Here is a 24,408-nt window from a genome sequence, read left to right on the forward strand (position 1 = left end):
TAAATTTTAATCAACCGACTGGTAAATCAATGGAACAAATTCTCGAAATTCGCGATGGTTGCAATACACCGGGACAATTACTGCGTAGTCTTGCTTTTGCCCGCTTTCTAAAAATTTATAAACAGGAATTTATAACTGATTTAGAAAGTCGATCTGAACGTCGTCGACAGGAAGCAGATCACAAAATATCTTTTATTCAAAAAGTCAGTACACGTGATCTTATAAAAATTCTTGAAACCGATGAATTTACTGCAGATAATAAACAGGACAAAGCTCGTGAACTGATCCGATTTATGGATGGGGCTTTTCACCATTACCGTGGTGCAGGCTATACCCGTCTGGTACGTCTGCAGAATGATGTTGTTTCCACCGGTCTTGAAACGACTCAAACCGTTAAAAATAAAGTAACGGATAAAGCACAACGTTTAGCTGAGCTTATTCTTGAAACCCGTCGTCAGTTACTTGATAAAGTGAATATGGATCAGGGTGTACGTCGTACTCCGGGTATGGATGCATCACCTAATATCACCGCGGGTGAAATTTCAGGCCATTATTTTAATTACCCGGCTGATTATTCATTACTGGCACATGTGCCTTTAACAGTTGCTGCAGACATGAAAACAGGTGTTGATTACTCAACACCATCAAATAAACGTGCAAAACCATTTTATGAGTTAAAACACAACCCGTTAAATCTGGGCCTGTTTAATATTGATGACTGGGTATCCGTTCCTCTACAGGTGGGCACCTCATTAATTATTACCTTTATTCATAAGTCGCGTGGTTGCATCGAAATGGAGCCAGGGCTACTCAACCTGTTCCCATTTGCCAAAATTGAAGACATTACCAGTAACAGAAAACCTGACGGTATATTTTTCTTTGGTGATCCAAATGCAGAAGAAAAAGATCTGGGTTATTTTTACGATAATGATAGTCAGTTATTAGTGGGTGTTGTACCTAATATAGATGAGCTTAAATATTTTGGTTATGCGAAAAAGCCAATACTTACGCTTCACAATGTACTGGCTATATTAAATGGTGACCTGCCACTGCATTGTGGTTGTACCCGTTATGTTGTGCGCTTTGATAAAGATGAACCTTATATCGCTGAAATGTTAATCAAAGCTGATGATATGGGTAAGATCAGCTTGATCAAGCAGGAAAATGACAATATTACCCGCCCTATTTTCTGTGGAACAGAAACCGGGGCATTTGCCTGCCTCGATGGTTTTAGTGAACAGGCTAAATTATTAATGGCTGGACGTGAGGTGGGTTATAACAAGGACACTGGTTCTAATGCACGACAAATTGTACCGGTAACGGAAGTTGATGAATTATATCGCCAGGACCCACTCGATATTCTTTTGTATATGAACAACTTCATTTTGATTGAGCCGAATGAAAGCACAGTTAAATCTGATATGCATATAGAAGACGCGCTTGAGCATTTCCGTCTAGGAGAGCGTGTTGCAGCAGGCTCTACTCAAACGCATCGTGGCGCAAAAGAGAGTAGCTACTGGGCGAACCCTTTCCCTCTATTGCAGGAAAAAGATGGCAGTATTATTCACCCTGAGTTATTTGAGAAATTCTCAGAAAATGAAAAAGGTTTTATAGGGGATATGAATATCCTTATTAACCGGGGTGAACTTAAAGTGGGTGTTGCCCATAGTCAGTTAATGGCCGGTGTATATGAAGGTAACAATGATGACGACCTGGATCGATGCGGATTTACTGATCGTGATCAGGTTGAGCAGGAAGGCCCTGTAAAACTAGCAGATGATCTCATTGATCTTATCAAGTCTTCTGCGTTAGAAAAGCGTAAATTATCTAAAACAAATGAAGATGAAGTCAGCATTACCATTGCACTTGTCGGTGACAGTCGTACAGGAAAATCGGAGACTGCTGAAAAAATGGAAGGAATTTTACGTTTACAGTTAGTTTAAGCTTTATTAATAACTTTATTTTCTTCATGCGCCAAATTGACATATATCAATTTGGCGTTTTTATTGAATAAAATTAATTAGTTAGAAGTGTTTAATTCTTACGTATAAATAAAAACATCTCAGCGATTAAATATCTTTGTTTGTCTGATTATCGGTAATTCGATATAAAGAAAACAGCTTGTTTCCTTAATCTTAAAACATAACAACTTCAAGCTGCGGAGAAACTAATATGATCGTTCAAGATATAATGAATACGGCTGTTAAAACAGCGAATGCAGACACTCTGATTAAGGACATCGCTTCAATCATGTGTTTTAACAAAATTTCAGGCATGCCTGTTGTTGATAGCAATGAGAAGCTAATTGGCGTTCTTTCAGAGAAAGATATTTTAAAAGCCATGTTCCCTGATGTAGAACAAATTATGCAGGAAGGCGCTAAAACAGACTTTGAGTCTATTGAAGCTGATTACAAAGGCCTGCTGGATAAAAAAGCTGAAGATTTTATGACTCAGACAGTTGCATCCGTTTCTGCTGATATGCCTTTGTTAAAAGCGGCATCTCTAATGTGTGTAAAGAAGATTCGTCGTATTCCAGTAACAGATTCAAGCAATAAGTTAGTTGGTATTATTAGTATTGGTGATGTGCATAAGGCTATTTTTCAGGATAGTTTACTAAAATCAAATAGCTCGGACGAAGCAGCTTAAGGTTTAAACATTTACTTTAGAGCATCATATAAATTTTTATTTTCTATGTTGCTCTAAAGTAAAATATTCAATCTGCTACTCTAGATAAATTCAGACAAATATTCTGGAATACGTTTTTCCAACCAGAATTCCGGTCTTAAAATAGAACCACCTATAAATCCAACATGTCCTCCATGTCTACTTAATTCTAATTGTGTATTCAACGACAGCTCTGATTCATCAGGAATTATGTCCTGCGTCATAAACGGATCATCCAGCGCAAGCAAAATCAAGCTGGGACTTTTTATCTTTTTTAGATACTGTCTGGCACTTGACTGATCATAGTAATCATTAACACCTTTAAAACCATGTAACGGCGCTGTAACCTGATCATCAAATTGCCAGAAGCTAGTTAACTGATTAATTTTTTTTGTATTCAAATTTATCAGCTGTGAATAATTATGCAGCTCTGCTTTGATTAATAATTTTCTTTTAAGATGTCCGATTAAATGCCGTTGATAGATTCTTGAAAAACCTTTACTCAAACGATTAGCACAGGCATTGAGTAACATTGGAGGACATACACTGACAACTGCTTTAAAGGGAGAAGAATCAGCTAGCTCTGCCTGTAATTTTAACAACATATTCCCCCCCAGTGAAAAGCCAACCGCTGCTAGCGGTGAATCAGGGTAATGGGTTTGCAGCCAGTTTAATAAAATTTTTGCATCACCAGTTTCACCACTATGATATGAACGGGCTAATCGGTTTCCCTTTATAGAGCAACCTCTGAAATGCATTAGTAAACCTGACCAGCCCTGCTTTTTTAGAGCCAGCATTATGCCTTTGGCATAAGGTGAATCAATTGAACCTTCAAGACCATGGAAGATAATAACGATGGGTGTATTGTTTTTCGGTTTTTCTGTCCAGACGAGATCCAGAAAATCACCATCCTCTAGCTCCAGTGTCTGATTAACTCCATTAAACTTTAATTTATTACGAACAAAAGTCGGTAATAATGTCTGAAGATGGGCGTTACTTAATCCTGAAGCGGGTGTAAACTTACTTTTTATTATCATTTTTAATAAATCAGTAACATAGTGTTTATTAACTCACATTATAAAACGAATAAAAAATACCTGCATGATTACACTCACAAATACGCTTAAGGCATGGAAATCTGAAAGTTTTGGCCCTGAATTTACTCAGCAATTTAAACTTGAAATTGCTGCAATAGACCATCATTCTCTACCGCTACAGCAAGGCTTATCACTCAGTAGTTATGTTAGTGATGATAAAGTGAGTGCCATCATCAATAATACAGATGAAACCGATACACATATCATTATAAAATCGGGTATCTTTTATTCTGGCATTATTGCAGGGTGTAGCTGTTCTGATGACCCTACTCCATTAGATACACAGAACGAATACTGTGAGATGTTTTTTACTATAGACAAACTCACCGCACAGACATCAGTTAGCCTGATAACGGAATAATTCATCTGGTAACTCTTCGTCGTTACCGTTAAAATCAGATGCAATTACAGGCATTTAACAGAGAACATATTCACATGGGCAGAAGTTTTGAAAACCGTAAAGCCTCAATGGCTAAAACACAGGGTGCAAAATCCAAGTTATATGCACGTTATGGTAAGGAAATCTATGTATCAGCCAAAAATGGCGGACAGGATATAGACGGTAACCTTGCCCTGCGTCGCCTGATTGAAAAAGCAAAGAAAGAACAGGTACCAGCCCATGTAATCGACAATGCACTTAAAAAGGCAGATGGCGGCTCTGGTGAAGACTTTGTATTAGCTCAGTATGAAGGCTTTGGCCCCGGTGGCTGCATGGTTATCGTTGATTGCCTCACAGACAATAATAATCGTACTTTTACCGACGTTCGACAGTGTTTTGTAAAAAATAGTGCAAAAATTGGTACTCAGGGAACAGTTAGCCATATGTTTGATCATGTTGCACTGTTCGCCTTTAAACATGATGATGAAGAAGCCGTATTAGATGCGTTAATGGAAAAAGACGTAGATGTTACGGATATTGAAACTGAAGACGGTATGATGTCAGTTATCGCTCCGAACACTGAATTTAACAATGTTCGAGTCGCTCTACAGGCTGCTTTTCCTGAAGTAGAGTTCGAAATGGATGAAATAACCTATATACCTCAGACTTCATGCACCGTAACAGGTGAAGACGTTGAGGCATTTGATGGTTTTATTGCCGCTTTGAACGACTGTGATGATGTGCAGCATATTTATCATAATGCAGAGTTTGAAGAATAAACTCTAATTTTAAAACAATCATGATGACTCAGTAACAGGCATTCCCTATATTTTGTATAGAGATTGCAGTGTCATTGAGTAGTAAGATGACAACAGATAAATTATTCTCCCCTATATATGTCACTTCCTATAATAGATAAAACACTTTTAATTAGTCGGTTAGAATATATTCTGCCAGCTGATTCTGTATTACATCAGGCTGAAGACCTGCATCCTTTTGAATGTGATGGTTTATCTGCCTATCGTAATTTACCGCTTGCAGTTGTGTTACCTGACAGGATAGAACAGGTGCAGGCAATATTAAAACTGTGTCATGAATTAAATGTTCCTGTTGTTGCAAGAGGTGCTGGCACGGGTTTATCTGGTGGGGCCCTACCCCTTTCTGATGGCATATTGCTCAGCCTTGCAAAATTTAAAGACATCATAGATATAGACCCGGTACAACGTATAGCGCGGGTTCAACCTGGTGTACGTAATCTGGCTATATCTGAAGCAGTCTCACAATATGATTTATATTACGCACCAGACCCTTCCTCACAAATTGCCTGCACCATCGGTGGTAATGTTGCAGAAAATTCAGGTGGTGTGCATTGCCTGAAATATGGTTTGACGATTCACAATATTCAACAGATAAAAATTATTACTATAGAAGGTGAATTACTCACTTTTGGTGGAAGCGGCCTGGATTCAGCCGGTTATGACCTGCTTGCATTAATGACGGGCTCAGAAGGCATGTTAGGTGTAATCGTTGAGGTAACCGTGAAGTTGTTACCTAAGCCTGAATCAACTCAGGTTATTCTTGCCGCATTTGACGACCTGATAAAAGCGGGTGAAGCGGTTGGTAATATTATTTCAGCTGGAATTATTCCTGCCGGTCTGGAGATGATGGATAAGCTCGCTACCAAAGCAGCTGAAGATTTTGTTCATGCGGGTTATCCGCTTGATGCTGAGGCTATTTTATTATGCGAACTAGATGGTAGTACAGCTGAAGTGACCGAATACATTTCAACGGTACAAAATATACTTAAGGAAAGTGGTGCCATTGATGTACGTGTTGCACAGGATGAAGCGGAACGAATTACCTTCTGGAAAGGACGTAAAGCGGCCTTCCCCGCTGTTGGCAGAATATCGCCGGATTATTATTGTATGGATGGTACGATTCCACGCAAGCATCTACCACTAGTTTTAAAAACAATGGCCGAACTATCGGCTGAATACAACTTACCCGTTGCAAATGTTTTTCATGCGGGTGATGGGAATTTACATCCATTAATATTATATGACGCCAACATACCGGGTGAACTGGAAAGAACAGAAGAGTTTGGCGGAAAAATACTTGAACTTTGCGTTGAGGTTGGCGGTAGCATTACCGGTGAACATGGCGTTGGTGTGGAAAAAATAAATCAAATGTGTGTTCAGTTTAATACATTAGAATTAAACCAGTTTCACGCAATAAAAGACGCCTTCGATAAAAAAGGATTACTCAACCCGGGCAAAGCTGTGCCTACATTACACCGATGTGCAGAATTTGGAGCTATGCATGTACATCATGGTGAATTATCTCACCCTGAGCTGGAACGTTTTTAATTATGTCTAACGATATCACTCAGCAATTACAATCTCAGATACTAGAGTCATATAAATCCAGAAAACCTCTGAAAATATGCGCTGGTAATAGTAAAAACTTTTATGGTCATCAGATTGAAGCAAACTGTATAGATACAACAGGTCATAATGGCATTATCAGTTATGAACCAACAGAACTGGTTATTACTGCAAGATCAGGCACATCATTAAAAGAGATTGAAAGCACATTAGATAAAAACGGACAAATTCTACCTTTTGAACCACCTCATTTCGCAGATACAGCTACCATCGGTGGCACAGTCGCGTGCAACCTTTCCGGCCCTCGTCGTGCTTACACAGGTGCTGCACGTGACTTTGTATTAGGCAGTAACATCATTAATGGCAAAGCCGAAAAATTAAAATTCGGCGGCCAGGTAATGAAAAATGTTGCCGGTTACGATGCATCACGATTAATGTGCGGCGCTATGGGTACGCTGGGTTTAATTCTCGATGTATCTTTAAAAGTATTACCAAAACCTGAAACTGAAATAACACTTGGTTATGAGTGTGACATTCATCAGGCGCTGGATTTTATGCATCACTGGGTTAAACAATCACTGCCTGTTAGTGGCAGTTATTATGATGGCACATATCTTTATATACGCTTAAGCGGCAACAATTCATCTGTTAGCTCTGCACAAAAAACTATGGGCGGCGATGTAATAGATGATTCAGAAGCTTTCTGGAAGCAGATAAAAGAACAGACTCATGATTTTTTCAATTCAGACAAACCCTTATGGCGTTTATCTTTAGCATCAAATAACTCACCACTTAATTTAACGGGTAATACTGTCTATGAATGGGGTGGAGCTCTTCGCTGGTTAAGCTCGGATGAATCAGAAAAAATTATTCGGGCTGAATTAACATCCCTGGGTGGACATGCTACTTTATTCAAAAACAATAAAACTGATGGTAGTGCATTTCACCCACTTAACTCAGGCTTGTTAAATATACATAAACAGTTAAAAAGTGCATTTGATCCGGAGAATATTTTAAATCCTGGTCGCATGTATAAAGATTTTTAAATATGCAAACTAATTTAATTCATAGTTTACTCGAAACTCCACAGGGCCAGGAAGCTGATGATATTTTACGCTCCTGTGTACACTGTGGTTTTTGCACGGCCACCTGCCCAACTTATCAAATATTAGGTAATGAACTGGATAGTCCGCGGGGAAGAATTTATTTAATTAAACAGGTTTTAGAAGGCATACCTGTTACTGATAAAACCCGCTCACACTTAGATCGTTGTCTGACCTGTCGCTCATGTGAAACCACTTGCCCTTCAGGGGTTAACTATGGCCGATTAATTGACATTGGTCGTGAACTGGTTGAAAAACAGACAACACGTAAACTATCTGAACAATTCTCACGCTATGCGTTGAGAAAAATCATTCCTTACCCCGAACGATTTAAATTTTTACTCAATCTTGGTAATCTATTTAAACCCGTTTTACCTGCTGTATTAAAAGATAAAATACCCGCAGTAGAAACAGCGACAGAATGGCCTGAAGTAAAACACAAACGAAAAATGTTGATACTTGCTGGTTGCGTTCAACAAACCACCAATGCACAGACGAATGCATCAACAGCTAATGTATTAAATAAACTCGGCATTGAATTAATTCAGGAAAATGAAGTGAAGTGCTGCGGCGCTGTGAGCCAACATCTTTCAGCAACTGATGAAGCGATTGTTACCATTAAAAAGAACATTGATGCTTGGTGGCATCATGTTAATAATGGCATTGAAGCAATTGTTATAACAGCCAGTGGTTGTGGCGTAATGGTAAAAGACTATGCTCATCTACTTGAAAATGATGAAATGTATGCACTTAAAGCAAAACGCGTTAGTAAACTTGCAAAAGATATCAGTGAAATAATATCTAATGAAGATTTACAGCAAGATGAAACGTATTCAACAGGTATTACCGTTGCTTTTCATAGCCCCTGCACCTTACAACATGGCTTACAACTTAACGGTGTTGTTGAAAAAATATTAAGTAATGCTGGTTACAAACTGACTTCTGTTAACGATTCGCATCTATGCTGCGGATCTGCCGGCACTTACTCTGTATTACAACCTGTAATTTCAAAAAAATTACTTGTAAATAAAATAACAAACTTACAAAAAAATCGACCTGATATTATTGCTACTGCAAACATCGGTTGTCAGATGCATCTTTCTACGAAATCAGATAAACCAGTTAAACACTGGATAGAGTTAGTCGAATCTGCAATATGCTAAAAACAAAATACTGGTTATAAATATTTTTTAACTAGACAATAAAAATATCATTCAGCTAAAGCGCTAACTTCTAAATACATCTATAGAAATTAGCTTTCTCTAACGACGACTAAACCAATCTGACAAAGCATATTTTATGTAGCTTTAAATTATAATACCTAAAATTCTAATGGCGCTACATAAAGCGGATTGGGCACTCGATATACATATGAGTTAAAAGCTATATCATCTGGTAATAATGTTGTCGCATAAGAGTGAAAAGTAATATAACGCCCATCGCCACTTATTGAAGCATCTCTACTCTCATCATCGGACTGAGTACCATCAGCCGCAACATTAACTCGACGGATATCTTGTTCAATCAGGTCATATACAAAAATATCAACATATCCATTAGTATCTCCTTCAACAAGATCAGTGGCAGTTGACTCAAATGTTATATAACGACCATCAAAACTGATAGATGGATTTTGGCTAAACCCATTACTAATAACACCCACATTATCGACACTAACAACGCTAAGAAGCCCTGTATTTCTATCAAATACAAAAATATCAGTAAATCCATTATCCCCACCTGCAATATTACTGCTATCAGACTCAAAAGCGACATAACGTCCGTTTCCACTTATCACGGGCGTACGACTATCATCATTAGCCTGCTCACCGAGACTTGATACACTAATCCGTGTGGTTGATTTTGTGCCCGTGTTATGAACAAATATATCAGTTGAGGAGTTTGTATCATCCAATACAAGGCCATTACTATCAGAAGAAAAAGCCACAAATTGCCCATCATCACTTATTGACGGTCGGTCGTTACTAGCACGAACTGTATCAGCAAGCGTAAGTGCATCAATATCATCTTTATTAGCAATACTCGCTACAACCGTATTCCCCGATAAACTGTCATGCACGTATATTCCGCCATTGATAGCAGGATCATCCGTCAATAAATTTGTTGAAGTTGTACGAAATGTTACATAACGCCCATCTGAACTAATATCAGGAAAGTGACTAAACCCATTACCTTCTGCCCCCGCATCACTCACACTGACTCGAGTGGTTTCAGTAACCTCAAGCTCATGTAAAAAGACATCAGGCCTGTCATTACCATCAACTGCAATTAAATTTGTTGCATCAGAAGTAAAAGCCACAAATTTTCCGTCTGCACTAATCACAAGATCGCGACCAGCACCAATACTGCCACTTCTATTATTCGCTTCTGCGCCACCTGAGTTTGTACTCACACGTAAAGTAGTCGCATTAGTAACATCATGAATAAAAACATCAAAAACATTATTAAAGTCATCGATAACATAATCAGTTGAACCAGAAGTGAATGCTATTTTATCACCGCAATGATTGATCGATGGATATTCACCAGAGTATGGGTCACCTACAACATCAACTGATACTCGTCTTATTGGTTGAGGATCTCCATTACATGGATCATCTGATATTTGATCAAAAAAAGCATCTATAAAATGAGATCTTGTTGCATCAGTTAAACTACTGAAGGTATATGAATCAATTGCACCCTGAGATTGCCCATTAACTTCAACATCAAATATTTCATAACCAGTATCAGGTATTATAGAAAACACTTGTTCAACACCACATGAAACTGGAATACCTGCCTGAAATAGCCCCCCTGGGTCAATACTCCCACTCCCAAAAACGTCAGTATGAACAAGGTAACTAATTACTGAAAATTTTGCTGTTATATTTACATTCTCAGTAATATTCGAATAAAGAAAACTACCATTCTCTAATTCATCAGAAAAAACAGAGCTTTGACCAGAGCTTGCTAGCACATCTAAACCATTTTGCTTATGACACTCACCTGCTACCGGTGTAATAAATAAATCACTGCCCTCTTCTAGAATATTACTACCCAATGGATTAGCTGTACCACCATCTTCAGCATACAATGTAACAACATAAGTAGGCGTATTAGTCTCAGCCGCATTCGCTACAGTCACAGCCTGTATAAGCGCTAAAGGATCGCCTCCTCCAAGTAATGATGCGGTTGAAGTTAAATCTAAACTCAATTCAATATTATCTTCCATTGTTTTTGCAATTGCATCAATGGAGTCTTGATAGGTTACTATTGTCATATCAATATTATCGAGTACTAAATCGGATACGGCTACACCTTCTACACCTACATCAATACCCGCTACCGCAATTAATACTGCCATTTCAGCTGTGGATTCAGGATTGATAAAAACCGACAAAGGAACGGTGGTACCGGACAAATGATACATCAGGAGCACATTACCAAGAGTGACACGAAAAAAATAATCCAGACCCGGAAGAAGAAGCAACGAAAACTCACCACTACTACCAACCGTTTTTGTTGCTACAACCTCACCTTCAGTATCCGTTACAATGACCTGTGCACCAGCCCAGTCTGTAATTTTACGACTACTTATCTGACTGATTTTATTCGTATTTATAGATTGTTTGGAAACAGGCACAAGACTGGAAAGTGACGCAGTAATTGTTATTTTATCAGAAGACGAACTTGAACTGCCCCCACCACTACAGGCTGACAACATGAACATCACTAAAACAGTGAATACTGAAACTTTACTTTTATCATTTATCATATCTAACTCCAACAAACTTATGTTGCATGGAAGTGTAGATAAGACTAGATCTATATCGTAAAAAGTCTAGATAAATCAGACTAAGTGTTATTAAAGCAAAATTAATTTAAACTTATATTCGAAAATCAAAGGTTAGTAGTTATTTCTTTATCTGTGTTTTAGCATGCAATATCAACTGATATTGCATGCTAAAAATATATTCAATCTTTATTTACAGAAAATTACTACTCACCCTCTACAGGTAAATTTCTAATATGCACATCCTGTTGTGGAAATGGAATCTCAATATTAGCTTCTTTAAACGCTTTATCAATTGCAAAATTCAAATCACTTATTACGCCTAATCGACCACTCACTTCTTTAAGGAAAACCCGGAGTTCAAAATCAAGTGAACTAGCACCAAAAGTTCTAAATAATACTTTAGGTGCCCATCTGATATTACCATGTATTAATTTTTCATTATCTTGTGCTATTTTCAATAAAATTTCTCTAACCTGTTCTATGTCACTACCATAAGCGACTCCTACAGGTATTATTGCACGCCCTTTTTTACTGGATAACATCCAGTTTGTAACCTGATTAGATATCAGTTCCGAATTGGGAACAATTACGTCTGAGTTATCAAATGTTCTAATTAGAGTAGAACGAATCTGTATGTTCTTTACATAACCCTCCGTTGCACCTACTTCAACCCAATCTCCTTTACGTATAGGTCGTTCAAAAAGCAATATCAATCCGGATACAAAGTTATTAACAATATTTTGCAAACCAAAACCGATACCAACTGATAATGCGCCAGCCACAATTGCTATATTACCAAAATCAAATCCTGCTGCAGATAGACCAATTAAAAATGCCGTTAAAAACATTAGATAACCGGCAATTGTAGCAACAGCATCACGTGCACCTGAATCAATATTAAACATTTGCAACCAGTTCTTTTCTAACTGACACTTTATCCAGCCAGAAACGACTAATAAAGCAGAAAAGATAACGATAGCCCACAATATTTTAACCGGGACTATTCGATAGTCACCTAGCTCAAAACCATTAACAATATAATTTTTGAGTTGTGTTAAAAAGCCACCATTAAAATCCCAGATATTAACCATAAGTAGAAAAAAAGCTCCCCATAATACAACTGAAACTGTCAACCTTATCCAGATCAGTCCTGGAATAACATTATCGCCTTCAACACCAATCTTATTACGAATGCGAGATGATAGTTTATTAGAGCCCTGATCTAATGAATTAAATACAAGTTGAAATACTTTTGTTACCCCGGAAAATAAAATCAACAGTATAAAAGTAACAATAACTCCTCCTCTAATTGCAAAAGAGAAATTTATATAACCCAGCCACTCTGATATTAAGGTCAAGATTAATACAAAATTTACTATTCTGGACACCCAGCTTAATTTTGGTAATTTTCTAGGGTCTATCAAAACACGAATAGTCCAAACCAGATTTATTACAAGAAACAATGAAAAGACATACCTTAATAATAATAAGTTTGTTTCCGTCATACTATTTGAAAAAACAGTATAGAACGCAAGATAACCAACTAAAGCAATCAGAAACAATACTCTTAATCGATTCGATATTTTCGATAACATATCACCCATATTCTCTAATATAGGCCTCGCAGGTGCGACGGGAGATAGAAATAAATTAGTTACAAGAACAAACAGAAAATATAATGTAAGAGCCAGAGATATCTGAGTAATAAACAACGTGTACTCTATATCAAACGTTATATAGTATAGAAACAGATAACTTGATAAAGAAATCAATATAAACGGAACATAACGAGCACTTATTGTTATAAAGGAATGCAGTAACAAGTTATCCATATCATCATTCCAGATGGATGTTTCTGAATATTTTATTAATGATTTTCTTATTTTCATAGAAAACAATAATATAACAGACAATAAAGCCAGACCCGCCCCCCATTCGGTTAACTTGATTTCCTGTATACCGGAATCCTCAACAATAAAACCTGATGAATCACTAAATAAACCTGCCGGGTTATTAACAAATTCATTAACTAAAGAAACTATATTCTTTTGTTTAGAAAAATATGTTCGCTCCAGATTTGAGTTTATTGCTTTATCAAGCATAATATCGACATCTTGAACTAATAAAAGATTCACATTACATTCGGCGATTTCTTTTTCTATATTATTTTGATCTTTTACAAGGTGCTTTCGTACGGATGTGACATTACTATCTTCACCCTTGTGTTTTTCACCCAGTTCATCTATTGATTGTTTTAGTGCTTTGTGCACCTCCTCTTTTTCAGCGATGCATAGTTCGGAAAGGCTGCTCACATCAATAGTCAGTCTAGTCCAGGCCGAAAGATCTTCACTTTTATACTTATGCTTCTTTAAACGTTTTTTTATTTTTTCCAGCTGAACTATATTCTGTTCAAGTAAAATCTCATCATAAGCATATACAGACGGAGATAACATAAAAGAGAAAAGCAGAAAATAACTTATTGTTAACACTTTAAATTTGTCAATCATTGAATAAAAACTCTTTTTTTCATTTATTTATTAATTAATTTTAGTTACACTCATATTCAATAAGCGCCTACCAGAACCACCACCCGGACTTTAATTCTGCTTCACAGGTTTTAAGCTGTGCAGCGTATTTACTCGCATTCTTTTTAACTTTTTTAGCCACTTTAATCAGCCAGGGTTTCTGATTATATGTTTTACGCTTAAAACCACCATGACCTTCATGATAAGCAAGGTACTGGTTATAAGCATCCCATTTGGATATTTTCAGGGTATCGTATGATTTTTTACCATACCAGCCTATAAAATCAACAGCATCGCCAAAATCATCCCTGTCTGCGCCTGAATTGCCCGTAGACTTAATATACCAGTCCCAGGTGGCATCTTTTACCTGCGCATAACCATAAGCGGTTGATTGACGACCTGTTGGTATAATCCACAAAAAATACTGCATTTCTGTTTGTGCATCATGTGTAAAACGAGATTCCTGATGAATTATAGCCAGTTGCACATGTACGGGTACCCCCCAGCGCTTAAAACTATCACTCGCATCATCATACCAGCCGCCTTTTTCTTCAAATATAGAACAGCTATTAGTCATATTCTTTGGTGGTGAAGTTGAGCAGCCTGCTACCAGAAGATATATTACAAAAATTATCAGATGTTTAATTTTAAAAAGCCTATTAATTAAATGTTAATATATTCAATAAGATAGTTCATATATTAAACTGTTATTCATGCTATAACTGATAAAAACATTCATATTATATCGTGATCTATTTCACACAATTTGCCCTAATGAACGTTTCATCCTTGTTATTACTATTTCCACTGCTTTAATAAGGTGACTCGCAGTATTTTTACTGACTGTAAGTACAAAATGATAACCCTCTTTATAAGAATAACATTATCTTTTACTTATTAAGCAGGAAAACTATGAAAAAATTAGCTCAGCGATTCTTCAGCAAAAAAACAGACGATCATTTTGTATCAGCTGTCGGTACTAACGTAAAAATACTCTTTTCTTCTGAAAACCCATCATTACTCGGTAAAACCATGGTGACCACCGCGATTGAGATGTCTCCTCAAAGCATTAGACTGGAAGTGGCACACCCGATAGAAATAGACTCTGTACTGGATATTTCTGTAAAACTGGATAGCAGTGATAGAACGTATAATTTAACAGGTAATGTACGCTGGCGCTTACCTTCAACACGCGGTCAGTATCATATCGTACTGGTTTTAAGAGAACGAAGAGATATCAGATCTGACTTCAAAGCCTGGAAATCAAATTTCCTGCAGAATTTTGAATACGCTAAAGCGGTTTAATTTACATTATGAGCAACCTTGAAGGTTGCTCATTTTTAATTATTTAACGATGACTTTACTTATCTGATGTTGCTTATTTAAATTCAATACTACATCTGCTCTTTGCGGCATTTCTTTTAAACACTGCATAGTGATTCTTTCAAAGTACATAACAAACTCTTTAACTTCTATCTCACTTTTAATATGTGACGTTGTGTTTTCTCGGTGATTCAACTTTGATTCCTGCAAACACCTCCATTCAAACACTGATTCCATATCCGGTACTTTTAGCATAATTAAATGATCAATATATGAAAATAAATCATTATATTGCTCTGTCAACTGCCTGTTAACATAATGCCGCCAGTTCCCTTGCGTATCTTTACTTTCTTCAAGTTTGTTAAGTGGTTTTAATAATTCACTGTCTGATTGAGGCTTTGCGCCGACACACCACCCCTCAAATATAATGATATCAGGCATTTTTCTGATAACTGTCCATTCTTCATCCGGTAACAGGTCATCAAGCGCTTTATCAAAACGGGGTATTTTGAGTTTATTGTTAATATTAGTCTTAAGTGTTTTTAATATTTCAATCCCAAGATTAACATCATGAGTTCCAGGAACGCCTCTAACACTTAACAGTGGGTGCACCTCATCAGCTAACAACAAACGACGATAACGGGATATATACAGATCATCAATTGATAAATGTAATACTGTTTTACTAAATAAAGTTTCAAGAATAAGAACAAGCAACTTACTTAAAGTCGACTTACCCGAGCCCTGCCCTCCATTTAAGCCTATAACTACAGGGGTAGTAGTATGTTTATTTTCTATCCATTTTGCTAACGGCAGATAAACTGATTTAAATGATTCTTTAAATGACTCATCGAGTTTTTCCTGCTCTATAAATAAAGAAAGCTCATTTAAAAATACATTATTGTAATTTTGTATTTGATCTTCTTTCAGAATATGATGTATTTCAGGCCACATTGTTATATTTAAACATTTTACTTATAATTAATCTTACAAAAAGCCTATGTAGAGCATATAAATTGAGTTTACCTGAAAAAATAATTCAACAGACCCAGTGCTGGTTAAAAACGACCATTATCGGCCTTAATTTCTGCCCTTTTGCTAATAAGGAATTCAAACAGAACAGTATACGATATTCTGTTTTTGATGGACTAGATCTTGAGTCTAATCTACATGCTCTGGCAGATGAATTTCAACACCTTGATAACAACAATGACACTGAAACCAGCCTTTTAATGTTCACTAACTCGGTAGATGAGTTCGAAGATTTTCTGGAACTAATAGAATACAGCAATGAGTTACTTGATGATCTGGGTTATTGCTCTACTTACCAGATAGCACATTTCCATCCCCAGTATTGCTTTGATGGAGTTGAGGCTGATGATGCGTCTAATTACACCAATCGATCCCCCTATCCGACGTTACATTTAATTCGCGAAGCCAGCCTGCAACTAGCTATAGAAAATTACCCGGATACTTCTGAAATACCTGAGAACAATATTAAACTCGCTCGGGAACTTGGCTCTGAGAAACTGGATTCTCTCCTCAAAAGCTGTAACAAAATTTTATGATTACATTGTCACAACTGGCTATTTACCCCATAAAATCAACTGCACAGGTTTCCTTAGATAACTGCAAAATGGGCGCTTTCGGGCTAGATATGGATAGACGCTGGATGCTCATCAATAATGAAGGTTATATGCTGACACAGCGCAAACACCCGAAGATGTGTTTGATTAAGAGCCGCTTTGAAGCTAATCAACTCGTTATTACAGCTCCTGGAATGGAACAGCTCATAATTCCGACTCAATATTCCGGGGAATTGATATCAGCCACTGTTTGGGATGATGTCTGTAATGCACACAACTGTGGACAGCAGGCAGCGCAATGGTTTAGCCATTTTTTAGGTATATCAGCACGTCTTGTTTATTTTCCACACGAAGAAGTACGTCAGGTTGATCTAGATTATGCAAAACAGGGTAATAAAACTGCATTTAGTGATGGTTTTCCTTATTTATTGATAAGTCAGGCATCACTTGATGATTTAAACAGCCGTCTGGCTGCACCGGTAGATATGAGACGCTTTCGCCCAAATCTTGTCATTAATGGTACTGAAGCATTTGCTGAGGATGACTGGAAAGCAATACGCATTGGTGATATTACATTTAACCTCGTAAAGCCCTGCAGCCGATGCGTAATACCCAGTATTGATCCAGAGACCGCTAAAAAATCAGCTGAAGTGGTTAAAACTCTCGCGGGATACCGCATGAGAGAAAATAAGATATATTTCGGCCAAAATCTTATAGCAGAAGATGCGGGTAAGTTAGAAGTGGGTATGGAGGTTGAAATACTTGATACCTGTTGATACCCGAGGCGAATACACATTCAGTTTACGTTACAGGTAAAAAAGTACACCGCTGTGGAACATATCCCTCGGGGATGGACCGCGTTTTTAGCGCTCCGTCCCCTTAAGCCATACCACAAGGGCTGACAGTGTAGCTAGTTAAAGCACTAAACTTCAGGCCCTAATAAAAAAGACATCTCTTCAAAGCCCATATCTTCCAGTTCCTCCATCAGGTCATCCCAGTCATAGTCTGGTAAATTTTCCTCTATACGCGCAATTGCCCCTGTAGCAGCCCTGTAGACTTCATGTTCTTCGTAATCTCTGGGTATCTTTACGAGTCTTATTTTTTTGCTATCCTTACTTGGCAAAATCATTAGCTTTTCAGCCATATTAAACAACCTTTAAATATTAATTTATAAAATAATACAACCGTATGAAACCATTTGCTAATACTGTGTTCTTATAGAGACCTCAGTAACACAAAAATAGTACAATAAGATTATGAAAAATACGAGACTACACCTTATACATAGCCTGGCATTATTAGTATTTATTTTGCCTTTTAATCTCTCGGCATCTGTTGAAAACAATAACACACTTATTAACTCACTACCCACCTACAGCACACAATATAATGTAAAACAGGATGCTTTTAAAGATGGTGCAGCTGCAGTAAAACTTGCAACCAGCACTAATCGCCGAATTCTTATTGAGTTGGGTGGTGACTGGTGTAAATGGTGCCATCAAATGGATGTGTTTTTTGATAACAATCCGGATATCAAACAAAAGTTACACGAAACATTTGTAATGCTTAAAATTAATGTCAGCGATGAAAATGACAATGCCGAATTTCTAAAAGCATTTCCAAAACCTTTAGGTTACCCGCACATGTACGTTTCAGAATACAACGGAAGCGTATTATGGTCTCAGGATACAGCCGAATTTTTAAAAGATGGTCATTATACGCGTGAGTCATTTCTCGTATTTTTTGATCGCTGGAATATTAACAATAAAAACAAAAAGTAAAACATGAGCACACAGTTAATTAATCGTAGGCAATTCGTCCAGCTTATAGCAATAGCGAGTACAAGCTGGCCTTTAATGAGCAGGGCTAATACAAAAACACTTGGTCAGGATGCCGACCTTGTTTATAAAGACCTAACTGACCCCTGGTTAAGTCTAGCTGCTGTACAGGAACATTTATTCCCTGCAGATGAATCTTCTCCGGGAGCGAAAGATATAAGCGCATTACGTTTCTTACGTAATATGCTTGACACACCTGACTTAGAATCTGACGAGAAAGAATTTATTATTCAAGGTGTAGGCTGGTTAAATGACTTATCTATTAAAAATCATAAACAAACTTTTATTAAACTGAATGATTCTGAAAAAGAAAAGGTATTACGCAAAATTGAGAGCAGTCGTGCTGGTAGTCGCTGGTTGTCACTTATGATGAATTATTTAATTGAAGCTTTACTCAGTGATCCCGTATACGGAGGAAATAAAGACAGTAAAGGATGGCAATGGCTAGAACACATTCCCGGTTTCCCTACTCCTACTAGCAATCAGGTCTATTTCAAACTTGGTAAACAGATTAATGGAAATACACGTCGGAGAACAAAAGCATGAGTAAAGATTATGACGTGTGTGTAGTTGGCAGTGGTGCCGGCGCAGGACCAGTTATTTCAGAATTATCAAAACAGGGTAAATCAGTACTGGTTTTAGAAAAAGGCCCCTGGTTAACCGAAGAAGATTTCACTAAAGATGAAATGGCCTGTTGTAGACGTAGTGTCTACACCCCGAATCTTGAAGATGAACAACATGTGCTTGAAGAAGAAACAAATAAAGGTAACTGGGTAAGTGAATCTACCTATGAATCAGGATGGGACTTCTGGAACGGCAATGTTGTCGGTGGCTCATCTAATTTTATGAGCGGCTATTTTTATCGAATCAAACCCAAAGACTTTCGACTGTTATCAGAGTTTGGTCCCATTAAAGGTGCAAACATTGTTGACTGGCCCATTAGTTACGAAGACATGGAACCTTACTTCACTAAAGCCGAAACTGAGGTTGGTATCTCGGGAAAAATAATGCCTCATAAACATCAGGAACCAAGGTCAACTAAAGACTTTCCATACCCGCCAACCAGTGAACATCCTATCGTAAATAAAATTGATAAGGCATGTAATGAACTAAATATAACCTCTCTACCAACACCAAGAGCGATTTTATCCCAACCTAAAAATAATCGTAACAGTTGTGAATATTCAGGTTATTGCGGAAGTTATGGTTGTCACTCAGGAGCAAAAGGTAGCGCACGTGCAGCATTACTTGATGATGCGGTTTTAACTGGAAACTGCGAAATTAGAGCTCATTGCAAAGTATATAAACTAAAAAGTGACAATAAGGGAAATGTAGTTGAAGCACTATATTATGATATAAATGGTGAAGCACAATCCGTTTCAGCTAAAACATTTGTTGTCGCCTGTCACGCAATTGAAACATCACGTTTATTATTATCATCTACAGGCCCTAAACATCCCAATGGATTAGGTAATAATTATTCACAGTTAGGTAAAAACCTTCTATTTTCAGCAGGTGGATCAGGCACAGGTGAATTTCATTACAGTGAAATGGACAAACTTGCTGCTTCTGCAATGAAGACACGTGGCCCCTTTGTAAACAGGGGCGTACAGGACTGGTATTATTTTGAAGACAATGAATTTGGCGGAAAAACAAAAGGTGGGGTCATTGACTTTTTATTACGACACCCTAATCCAATTTCAAAAGCCATGTCTGCAAAATGGAATGATAATGACAATTTAAACTGGGGACATAATCTTAAACGCGATTTAAAAACTGTATTCACTGAATCTCAGGACTTACGTTTTGAAGTATTTAATGACTGGTTACCAACAGACAATTGTTTTGTAAGCCTGGATAATAATGTAAAAGACAAATGGGGATCCCCTGTTGGTAAAGTTCGCCTGGGTTATCACGAACATGATTTAAAGGTCGGCAAATACTTATCAGGTAAAGCAGAAAACATTTTACGTCAAATGGGTGCTAAAAATATTCGTTCTAGTGTAAGCGGTTCACCACCTGCCAATTTAGTTGCGGGTGGCTGCCGTTTTGGAAATGACATTAATACATCTGTACTAGATGCCGATTGTAAAGTTCATGATGTAGACAACCTGTATGTTACCGATGGAAGCTTTATGCCTACAGGTGGTAGCGTTCCATACACCTGGACTATTTATGCTAACTCTTTTCGTGTTGCTGATATATTAAAAGACCGAACATAATCATATTAACAACTACACACCTTCATAAATGTACTCTCTAAATTTCTGTTTTTGATTTCGATCAAAAACAGAAATTATAATTACGCTTATAACTCTCTATTTTCAATCTGATCCATCTCAATATTAATATATTAAAATATTAAAACACATTCAAAAGTTGAGTAATGTCAATTTTTAACCGTATCAACTATGGGAGAGTATTTCAGGTAAGTAAGAAAGCATTTAACGATGTTTTATTGTAGGCACGGTTGATACAGATCAAATTGATCATTCAACTGGAATTGCTGGCTATGTTTTTGTAATAGATATTTATTAATGGTCAAACGAAAATTCTATTCAAAAAATAATCTAAATAAAATCAAAGGTGATATCCAATGAAAAAAATAGTTTTATGTGCTGCTGTATCAGCTATATGTGCAGTCCCCGTTACGGCAATGGCAGAAGCAGATTTCTATGGCCAATTACGAATCTCACTTGATTCAGTTGATGCAGACAATGCAGCTGCCGCAAAAGATGGCTTAACTGTTACAGACAATACTTCTGTATTCGGCTTTAAAGCAATGAGTGAAGGTGATGGAGTAAAAGCATTTATTCATTTACAGGCTGGAGCTAAAGCTGATGGAAATGACGCAGCTGATGCCGCATTCACTAAGCGTTTCTACTTCGGTGGATTAAAAGGTGACTTTGGTCAGGTTGCATATGGTTTAATGTCTAGTGCATATAAAATGCCTGGTTTCAAAATGGACCCTTTCTATAATCACTCTAGTGTAAATGTCAGTGGTTCAGTTGTAAATGGAGCTGGTGGTACGTATGGTCTGTCTCCAGTAAACAATCTATTCACTGATAATGCATTACAATATACCAGCCCTGCGATGGGTGGTCTGACATTAAATATAGGCCTGTATGTTGATGATTCAGAAGCTGATGAACATGGTACCGGTTTTGGTGCTGCTTATAAGAGCGGTAATATTTCAGCAGGTGTTCAATATGCATCGAATGGTGATAACGCAACAATAAAGAACTTAAATGCAGACAGTACTGCTATTCGTGTACATGGCGGATATAAAGCAGATGGCTGGAGTGCCGCTATTTCAGCTGAACAGGTTGAAAAATCATCGACTACCGATGACACCTACCTGTTTCTTGTAGGTAAAGCTAATATTTCAGATTCTTTAGAAGCAGCTGTAACTTTAGGTTCAGTTAGTGGCGACACTACTGCAATAGAAGGTACGGGTATAACTGCGGGTGTTTTCAAAACTGTTGCTAAGAAAACACAGGTATTTGGTTCTCTAAGTACGGTTAGTTTAGATGATGATACTCAGGCAGAACCTTCAGTGTTCTCTGTGGGTGTAATTCATAAGTTCTAAAACGATTAAATCATGCAACAGTTAACTGTTGCATGATTTTTTACTTAAGTAATTTATTTAATACCTGTGCTGCCTTTTTTGAAGACACACCTTCTCTTACCGGTATATTTGTTTCATCACCCGATTCAAGTCTTTTGAAAAGATATTTCTTTTCCTCGTCACTTCGCTTTTCCAGACCAGACAAGACTTCTCTTGATATATCACCTTCAACATCAATCCCGTTTTCACCAAAAAAGAATAATTTCTTATCGGTTTCCTCTGCTTCAAGGTCATTTAAAGCAATTTTATATCGAATATCAGGGCAGACTTTAGGTGAAAAACCATAATTATCTTCTTCAGCATACTCAACACAAACTCTTAATGTATATTCCAGATATTCTTTCGATATTATAATGTTTCGGGCATCAATAGCTTGTTTAATAAACGCCTCATCATCACTTAAATTAATCTGAGTTTTTGAAGACACAATAACTGGAACTGATTTTTCTTCTGACGAAGCCTTGCACAATTCAGTAATCTGTTGCGTAGTAAAGTTTTTAGATAGATAAAACTCAACATCATCTCGATTACACTCTGAAAGAGCATTTTGTGAAAATAAAGACAGACCAGTAAGCGCTATAAAACAATAATTAGTCTTAACGATTGAATTCAACTTAAGTTACCTCCTAAAAAACATTCATTAGATGACAATTGTACCATCTAACCCGCATAACTCTCTTGACATATATTTACACTGATAATTTTTCTAGCAGGTTAAACACATTATTACTGCTTAAATTAATATAATCCTGTTGATTGAATAACAACATCGCACCACTAAGTTCATACCATGTAAAACCACTGCTCCAGTTAGGCGTCTCTATATCACCCTGCAGTTTTCTTGGCATGATGTACAGAGCATCAGGAAGGTACAATAAATTAAAAGGCTGCTTTTTAACATGTAGTTCATTTATCACTTGCCAGGATTTTAGCCTGTCTGTTGATTTTATTACCTGCAGTGGATAAGGATCATTACCGCCATTATGCTGCCAATGTGAATGACTAACCGGTAACCCCTTATCATCAACAAACATCTGAAAATGTAAATGATTTACAGAAGCATAAGCTCCATAACTATTATAACCGAACCCTGCCCCCGGCAAAGTAGCAGATAACCCAGAACTTAAACCCCAGATATATTCATGCATTTCCTGAAATAAAAACTGAGGCAGACAATCTTCACGCTGCGGTACAATTAAACCATGAAGATCTGCAAATGGATATTTATTATAAAACAGATCAAGTTGCTTCCCCTGATACTCACCTCGCCAGAAACATTCTTTAGCCATAAACGGTTTATTAAAATTAAACTGATTTTCAACAAATGGAGTAAACATTTCACCATTATGATTAAAACTGCTCATTCTTCTCGGGCGAAATGAACGTAGTTGATTAAACTGATACAACCAGGGAGATTCTTCTTTTAATTGAGTGATGTTAATATTTTCAAACCCCATTGCTACGAGCTTTAAAAAAACAAGAAGATCCTCTTCTACTGCATTAATCTGATTACCATTTATTAAATCTAATTTATACTGCTTAAGTAAAAATTCAAACTGAGATTTAAGTTGCGATTTTAGCTGGTTAAATAATTCAGGATTATTACTTGCATTTGCCAGACATAAAATAAAGGTCCCCAGTTGCTGTTGATCAAGTAATTCACACAGTCCCTGGTTAAACTGCTCTCTAAAATAGGACAGTGATGTAAATGGATTATTCATATATTATCAGAAGTATTTTGTGTTAAAACGGATCAATCATCAATACTGGTATCAATCCAGTCATCAAGATAATAAATTCTCTGACCTTCTGATGATTTAGATGGCCCTATCACTTTTGCTGCAAACAGGTGTTTTTCTACGTTAGCCTCTTCAATTGCATCTAACTCGGACTCGCATAAAAACACACAGTTTTCTGAAAAACGCCCTCGTGAGCGTTTAGGCGCATAAACTACGGCAAATCTATGCTGAACAACGGTTGAATCTCCGTCTACGGTAATTCCTTTCATAATATAATTGATCTGTAAGCTGATTTATTAAGGTTACCTGAGCACACACTAATCAGTATTAGTTTATACTAGGG

At 37.1% G+C, this 24,408-nt stretch carries 23 protein-coding genes; 14 read left to right on the top strand and 9 right to left on the bottom strand.

Annotation, left to right across the window (positions count from 1 at the left end; genetic code table 11):
* The first annotated feature begins 29 nt into the window (after positions 1 to 29).
* Together DIZ80_17045 and DIZ80_17050 are read left to right on the top strand one after the other, a co-directional pair.
* Positions 30 to 1,943, top strand: a complete 1,914-nt coding sequence (locus DIZ80_17045) for a hypothetical protein (GenBank protein RDH80734.1) — start codon at positions 30 to 32, stop codon at positions 1,941 to 1,943.
* Positions 1,944 to 2,172: 229 nt separating this feature from the next.
* Complete coding sequence (locus DIZ80_17050; GenBank protein RDH80735.1) at positions 2,173 to 2,646, top strand: signal transduction protein; 474 nt, start codon at positions 2,173 to 2,175, stop codon at positions 2,644 to 2,646.
* Between the two features lie 80 nt (positions 2,647 to 2,726).
* On the opposite strand, the gene DIZ80_17055 is transcribed toward DIZ80_17050, so the two are convergent.
* Entirely contained in the window at positions 2,727 to 3,701 is a 975-nt protein-coding gene (locus tag DIZ80_17055) for a hydrolase (protein RDH80736.1), read from the bottom strand.
* Positions 3,702 to 3,765: 64 nt separating this feature from the next.
* Between DIZ80_17055 and DIZ80_17060 the strand changes: the two genes are divergently transcribed.
* From DIZ80_17060 to DIZ80_17080, 5 genes are all read left to right on the top strand, one after another.
* Positions 3,766 to 4,122, top strand: a complete 357-nt coding sequence (locus DIZ80_17060; protein ID RDH80737.1) for a hypothetical protein — start codon at positions 3,766 to 3,768, stop codon at positions 4,120 to 4,122.
* A gap of 74 nt (positions 4,123 to 4,196) precedes the next feature.
* Complete coding sequence (locus tag DIZ80_17065) at positions 4,197 to 4,919, top strand: YebC/PmpR family DNA-binding transcriptional regulator (GenBank protein ID RDH80819.1); 723 nt, start codon at positions 4,197 to 4,199, stop codon at positions 4,917 to 4,919.
* Between the two features lie 117 nt (positions 4,920 to 5,036).
* A complete protein-coding gene (locus tag DIZ80_17070; GenBank protein RDH80738.1) occupies positions 5,037 to 6,506 on the top strand; it encodes an FAD-binding oxidoreductase in 1,470 nt (489 codons plus the stop codon).
* A gap of 2 nt (positions 6,507 to 6,508) precedes the next feature.
* Positions 6,509 to 7,570, top strand: coding sequence for a glycolate oxidase subunit GlcE (locus DIZ80_17075; protein ID RDH80739.1), 1,062 nt, complete (start codon positions 6,509 to 6,511; stop codon positions 7,568 to 7,570).
* A gap of 2 nt (positions 7,571 to 7,572) precedes the next feature.
* Positions 7,573 to 8,790, top strand: coding sequence for a glycolate oxidase iron-sulfur subunit (locus DIZ80_17080; protein ID RDH80740.1), 1,218 nt, complete (start codon positions 7,573 to 7,575; stop codon positions 8,788 to 8,790).
* A 158-nt stretch (positions 8,791 to 8,948) separates the two neighbouring features.
* Here DIZ80_17080 and DIZ80_17085 read toward each other — a convergent pair whose 3' ends face one another.
* The 3 genes from DIZ80_17085 to DIZ80_17095 form a co-directional block, all read right to left on the bottom strand.
* On the bottom strand, positions 8,949 to 11,405 hold the full coding sequence (locus DIZ80_17085) for a hypothetical protein (protein ID RDH80741.1): 2,457 nt from the start codon (positions 11,403 to 11,405) through the stop codon (positions 8,949 to 8,951).
* Between the two features lie 224 nt (positions 11,406 to 11,629).
* Positions 11,630 to 13,933: a hypothetical protein gene (locus tag DIZ80_17090; protein ID RDH80742.1), complete on the bottom strand. Its 2,304-nt coding sequence runs from the start codon at positions 13,931 to 13,933 to the stop codon at positions 11,630 to 11,632.
* Positions 13,934 to 14,000: 67 nt separating this feature from the next.
* On the bottom strand, positions 14,001 to 14,528 hold the full coding sequence (locus DIZ80_17095; protein ID RDH80743.1) for a hypothetical protein: 528 nt from the start codon (positions 14,526 to 14,528) through the stop codon (positions 14,001 to 14,003).
* A gap of 335 nt (positions 14,529 to 14,863) precedes the next feature.
* On the opposite strand from DIZ80_17095, the gene DIZ80_17100 reads away from it, so the two are divergent.
* Positions 14,864 to 15,256: a hypothetical protein gene (locus tag DIZ80_17100; GenBank protein RDH80744.1), complete on the top strand. Its 393-nt coding sequence runs from the start codon at positions 14,864 to 14,866 to the stop codon at positions 15,254 to 15,256.
* Positions 15,257 to 15,295: 39 nt separating this feature from the next.
* Here the strand turns inward: DIZ80_17100 and DIZ80_17105 are convergent, their stop codons facing one another.
* Positions 15,296 to 16,228 (bottom strand): hypothetical protein, encoded by a 933-nt coding sequence (locus tag DIZ80_17105; protein ID RDH80745.1) that lies wholly within the window; start codon positions 16,226 to 16,228, stop codon positions 15,296 to 15,298.
* Here DIZ80_17105 and DIZ80_17110 point away from each other — a divergent pair.
* Positions 16,147 to 16,842, top strand: coding sequence for a DUF1415 domain-containing protein (locus DIZ80_17110; protein RDH80746.1), 696 nt, complete (start codon positions 16,147 to 16,149; stop codon positions 16,840 to 16,842). The two genes, DIZ80_17105 and DIZ80_17110, sit on opposite strands and share 82 nt — an antisense overlap.
* Positions 16,842 to 17,636 carry an MOSC domain-containing protein gene (locus DIZ80_17115; protein ID RDH80820.1) on the top strand — a complete coding sequence of 265 codons (795 nt, stop codon included), beginning with the start codon at positions 16,842 to 16,844 and terminating at the stop codon, positions 17,634 to 17,636. The genes DIZ80_17110 and DIZ80_17115 overlap by 1 nt, the downstream gene beginning before the upstream one ends.
* Positions 17,637 to 17,782: 146 nt before the next feature.
* Here the strand turns inward: DIZ80_17115 and DIZ80_17120 are convergent, their stop codons facing one another.
* Complete coding sequence (locus tag DIZ80_17120) at positions 17,783 to 18,004, bottom strand: hypothetical protein (protein RDH80747.1); 222 nt, start codon at positions 18,002 to 18,004, stop codon at positions 17,783 to 17,785.
* A 112-nt stretch (positions 18,005 to 18,116) separates the two neighbouring features.
* Here DIZ80_17120 and DIZ80_17125 point away from each other — a divergent pair, with 112 nt between their 5' ends.
* From DIZ80_17125 to DIZ80_17140, 4 genes are all read left to right on the top strand, one after another.
* Complete coding sequence (locus DIZ80_17125; GenBank protein RDH80748.1) at positions 18,117 to 18,641, top strand: thioredoxin family protein; 525 nt, start codon at positions 18,117 to 18,119, stop codon at positions 18,639 to 18,641.
* A gap of 3 nt (positions 18,642 to 18,644) precedes the next feature.
* Entirely contained in the window at positions 18,645 to 19,244 is a 600-nt protein-coding gene (locus DIZ80_17130) for a hypothetical protein (protein ID RDH80749.1), read from the top strand.
* Entirely contained in the window at positions 19,241 to 20,920 is a 1,680-nt protein-coding gene (locus DIZ80_17135; GenBank protein ID RDH80750.1) for an oxidoreductase, read from the top strand. The genes DIZ80_17130 and DIZ80_17135 overlap by 4 nt, the downstream gene beginning before the upstream one ends.
* 374 nt (positions 20,921 to 21,294) lie before the next feature.
* Positions 21,295 to 22,287 (top strand): hypothetical protein, encoded by a 993-nt coding sequence (locus tag DIZ80_17140; GenBank protein RDH80751.1) that lies wholly within the window; start codon positions 21,295 to 21,297, stop codon positions 22,285 to 22,287.
* Between the two features lie 40 nt (positions 22,288 to 22,327).
* Here DIZ80_17140 and DIZ80_17145 read toward each other — a convergent pair whose 3' ends face one another.
* From DIZ80_17145 to DIZ80_17155, 3 genes are all read right to left on the bottom strand, one after another.
* Positions 22,328 to 22,939: a hypothetical protein gene (locus tag DIZ80_17145; GenBank protein ID RDH80752.1), complete on the bottom strand. Its 612-nt coding sequence runs from the start codon at positions 22,937 to 22,939 to the stop codon at positions 22,328 to 22,330.
* A gap of 76 nt (positions 22,940 to 23,015) precedes the next feature.
* On the bottom strand, positions 23,016 to 24,047 hold the full coding sequence (locus DIZ80_17150) for a hypothetical protein (protein ID RDH80753.1): 1,032 nt from the start codon (positions 24,045 to 24,047) through the stop codon (positions 23,016 to 23,018).
* A gap of 32 nt (positions 24,048 to 24,079) precedes the next feature.
* Complete coding sequence (locus tag DIZ80_17155; protein ID RDH80754.1) at positions 24,080 to 24,334, bottom strand: hypothetical protein; 255 nt, start codon at positions 24,332 to 24,334, stop codon at positions 24,080 to 24,082.
* Positions 24,335 to 24,408: the final 74 nt, after the last annotated feature.

The organism is endosymbiont of Galathealinum brachiosum (genome assembly GCA_003349885.1).
Classification (GTDB): Bacteria; Pseudomonadota; Gammaproteobacteria; order SZUA-229; family SZUA-229; genus SZUA-229.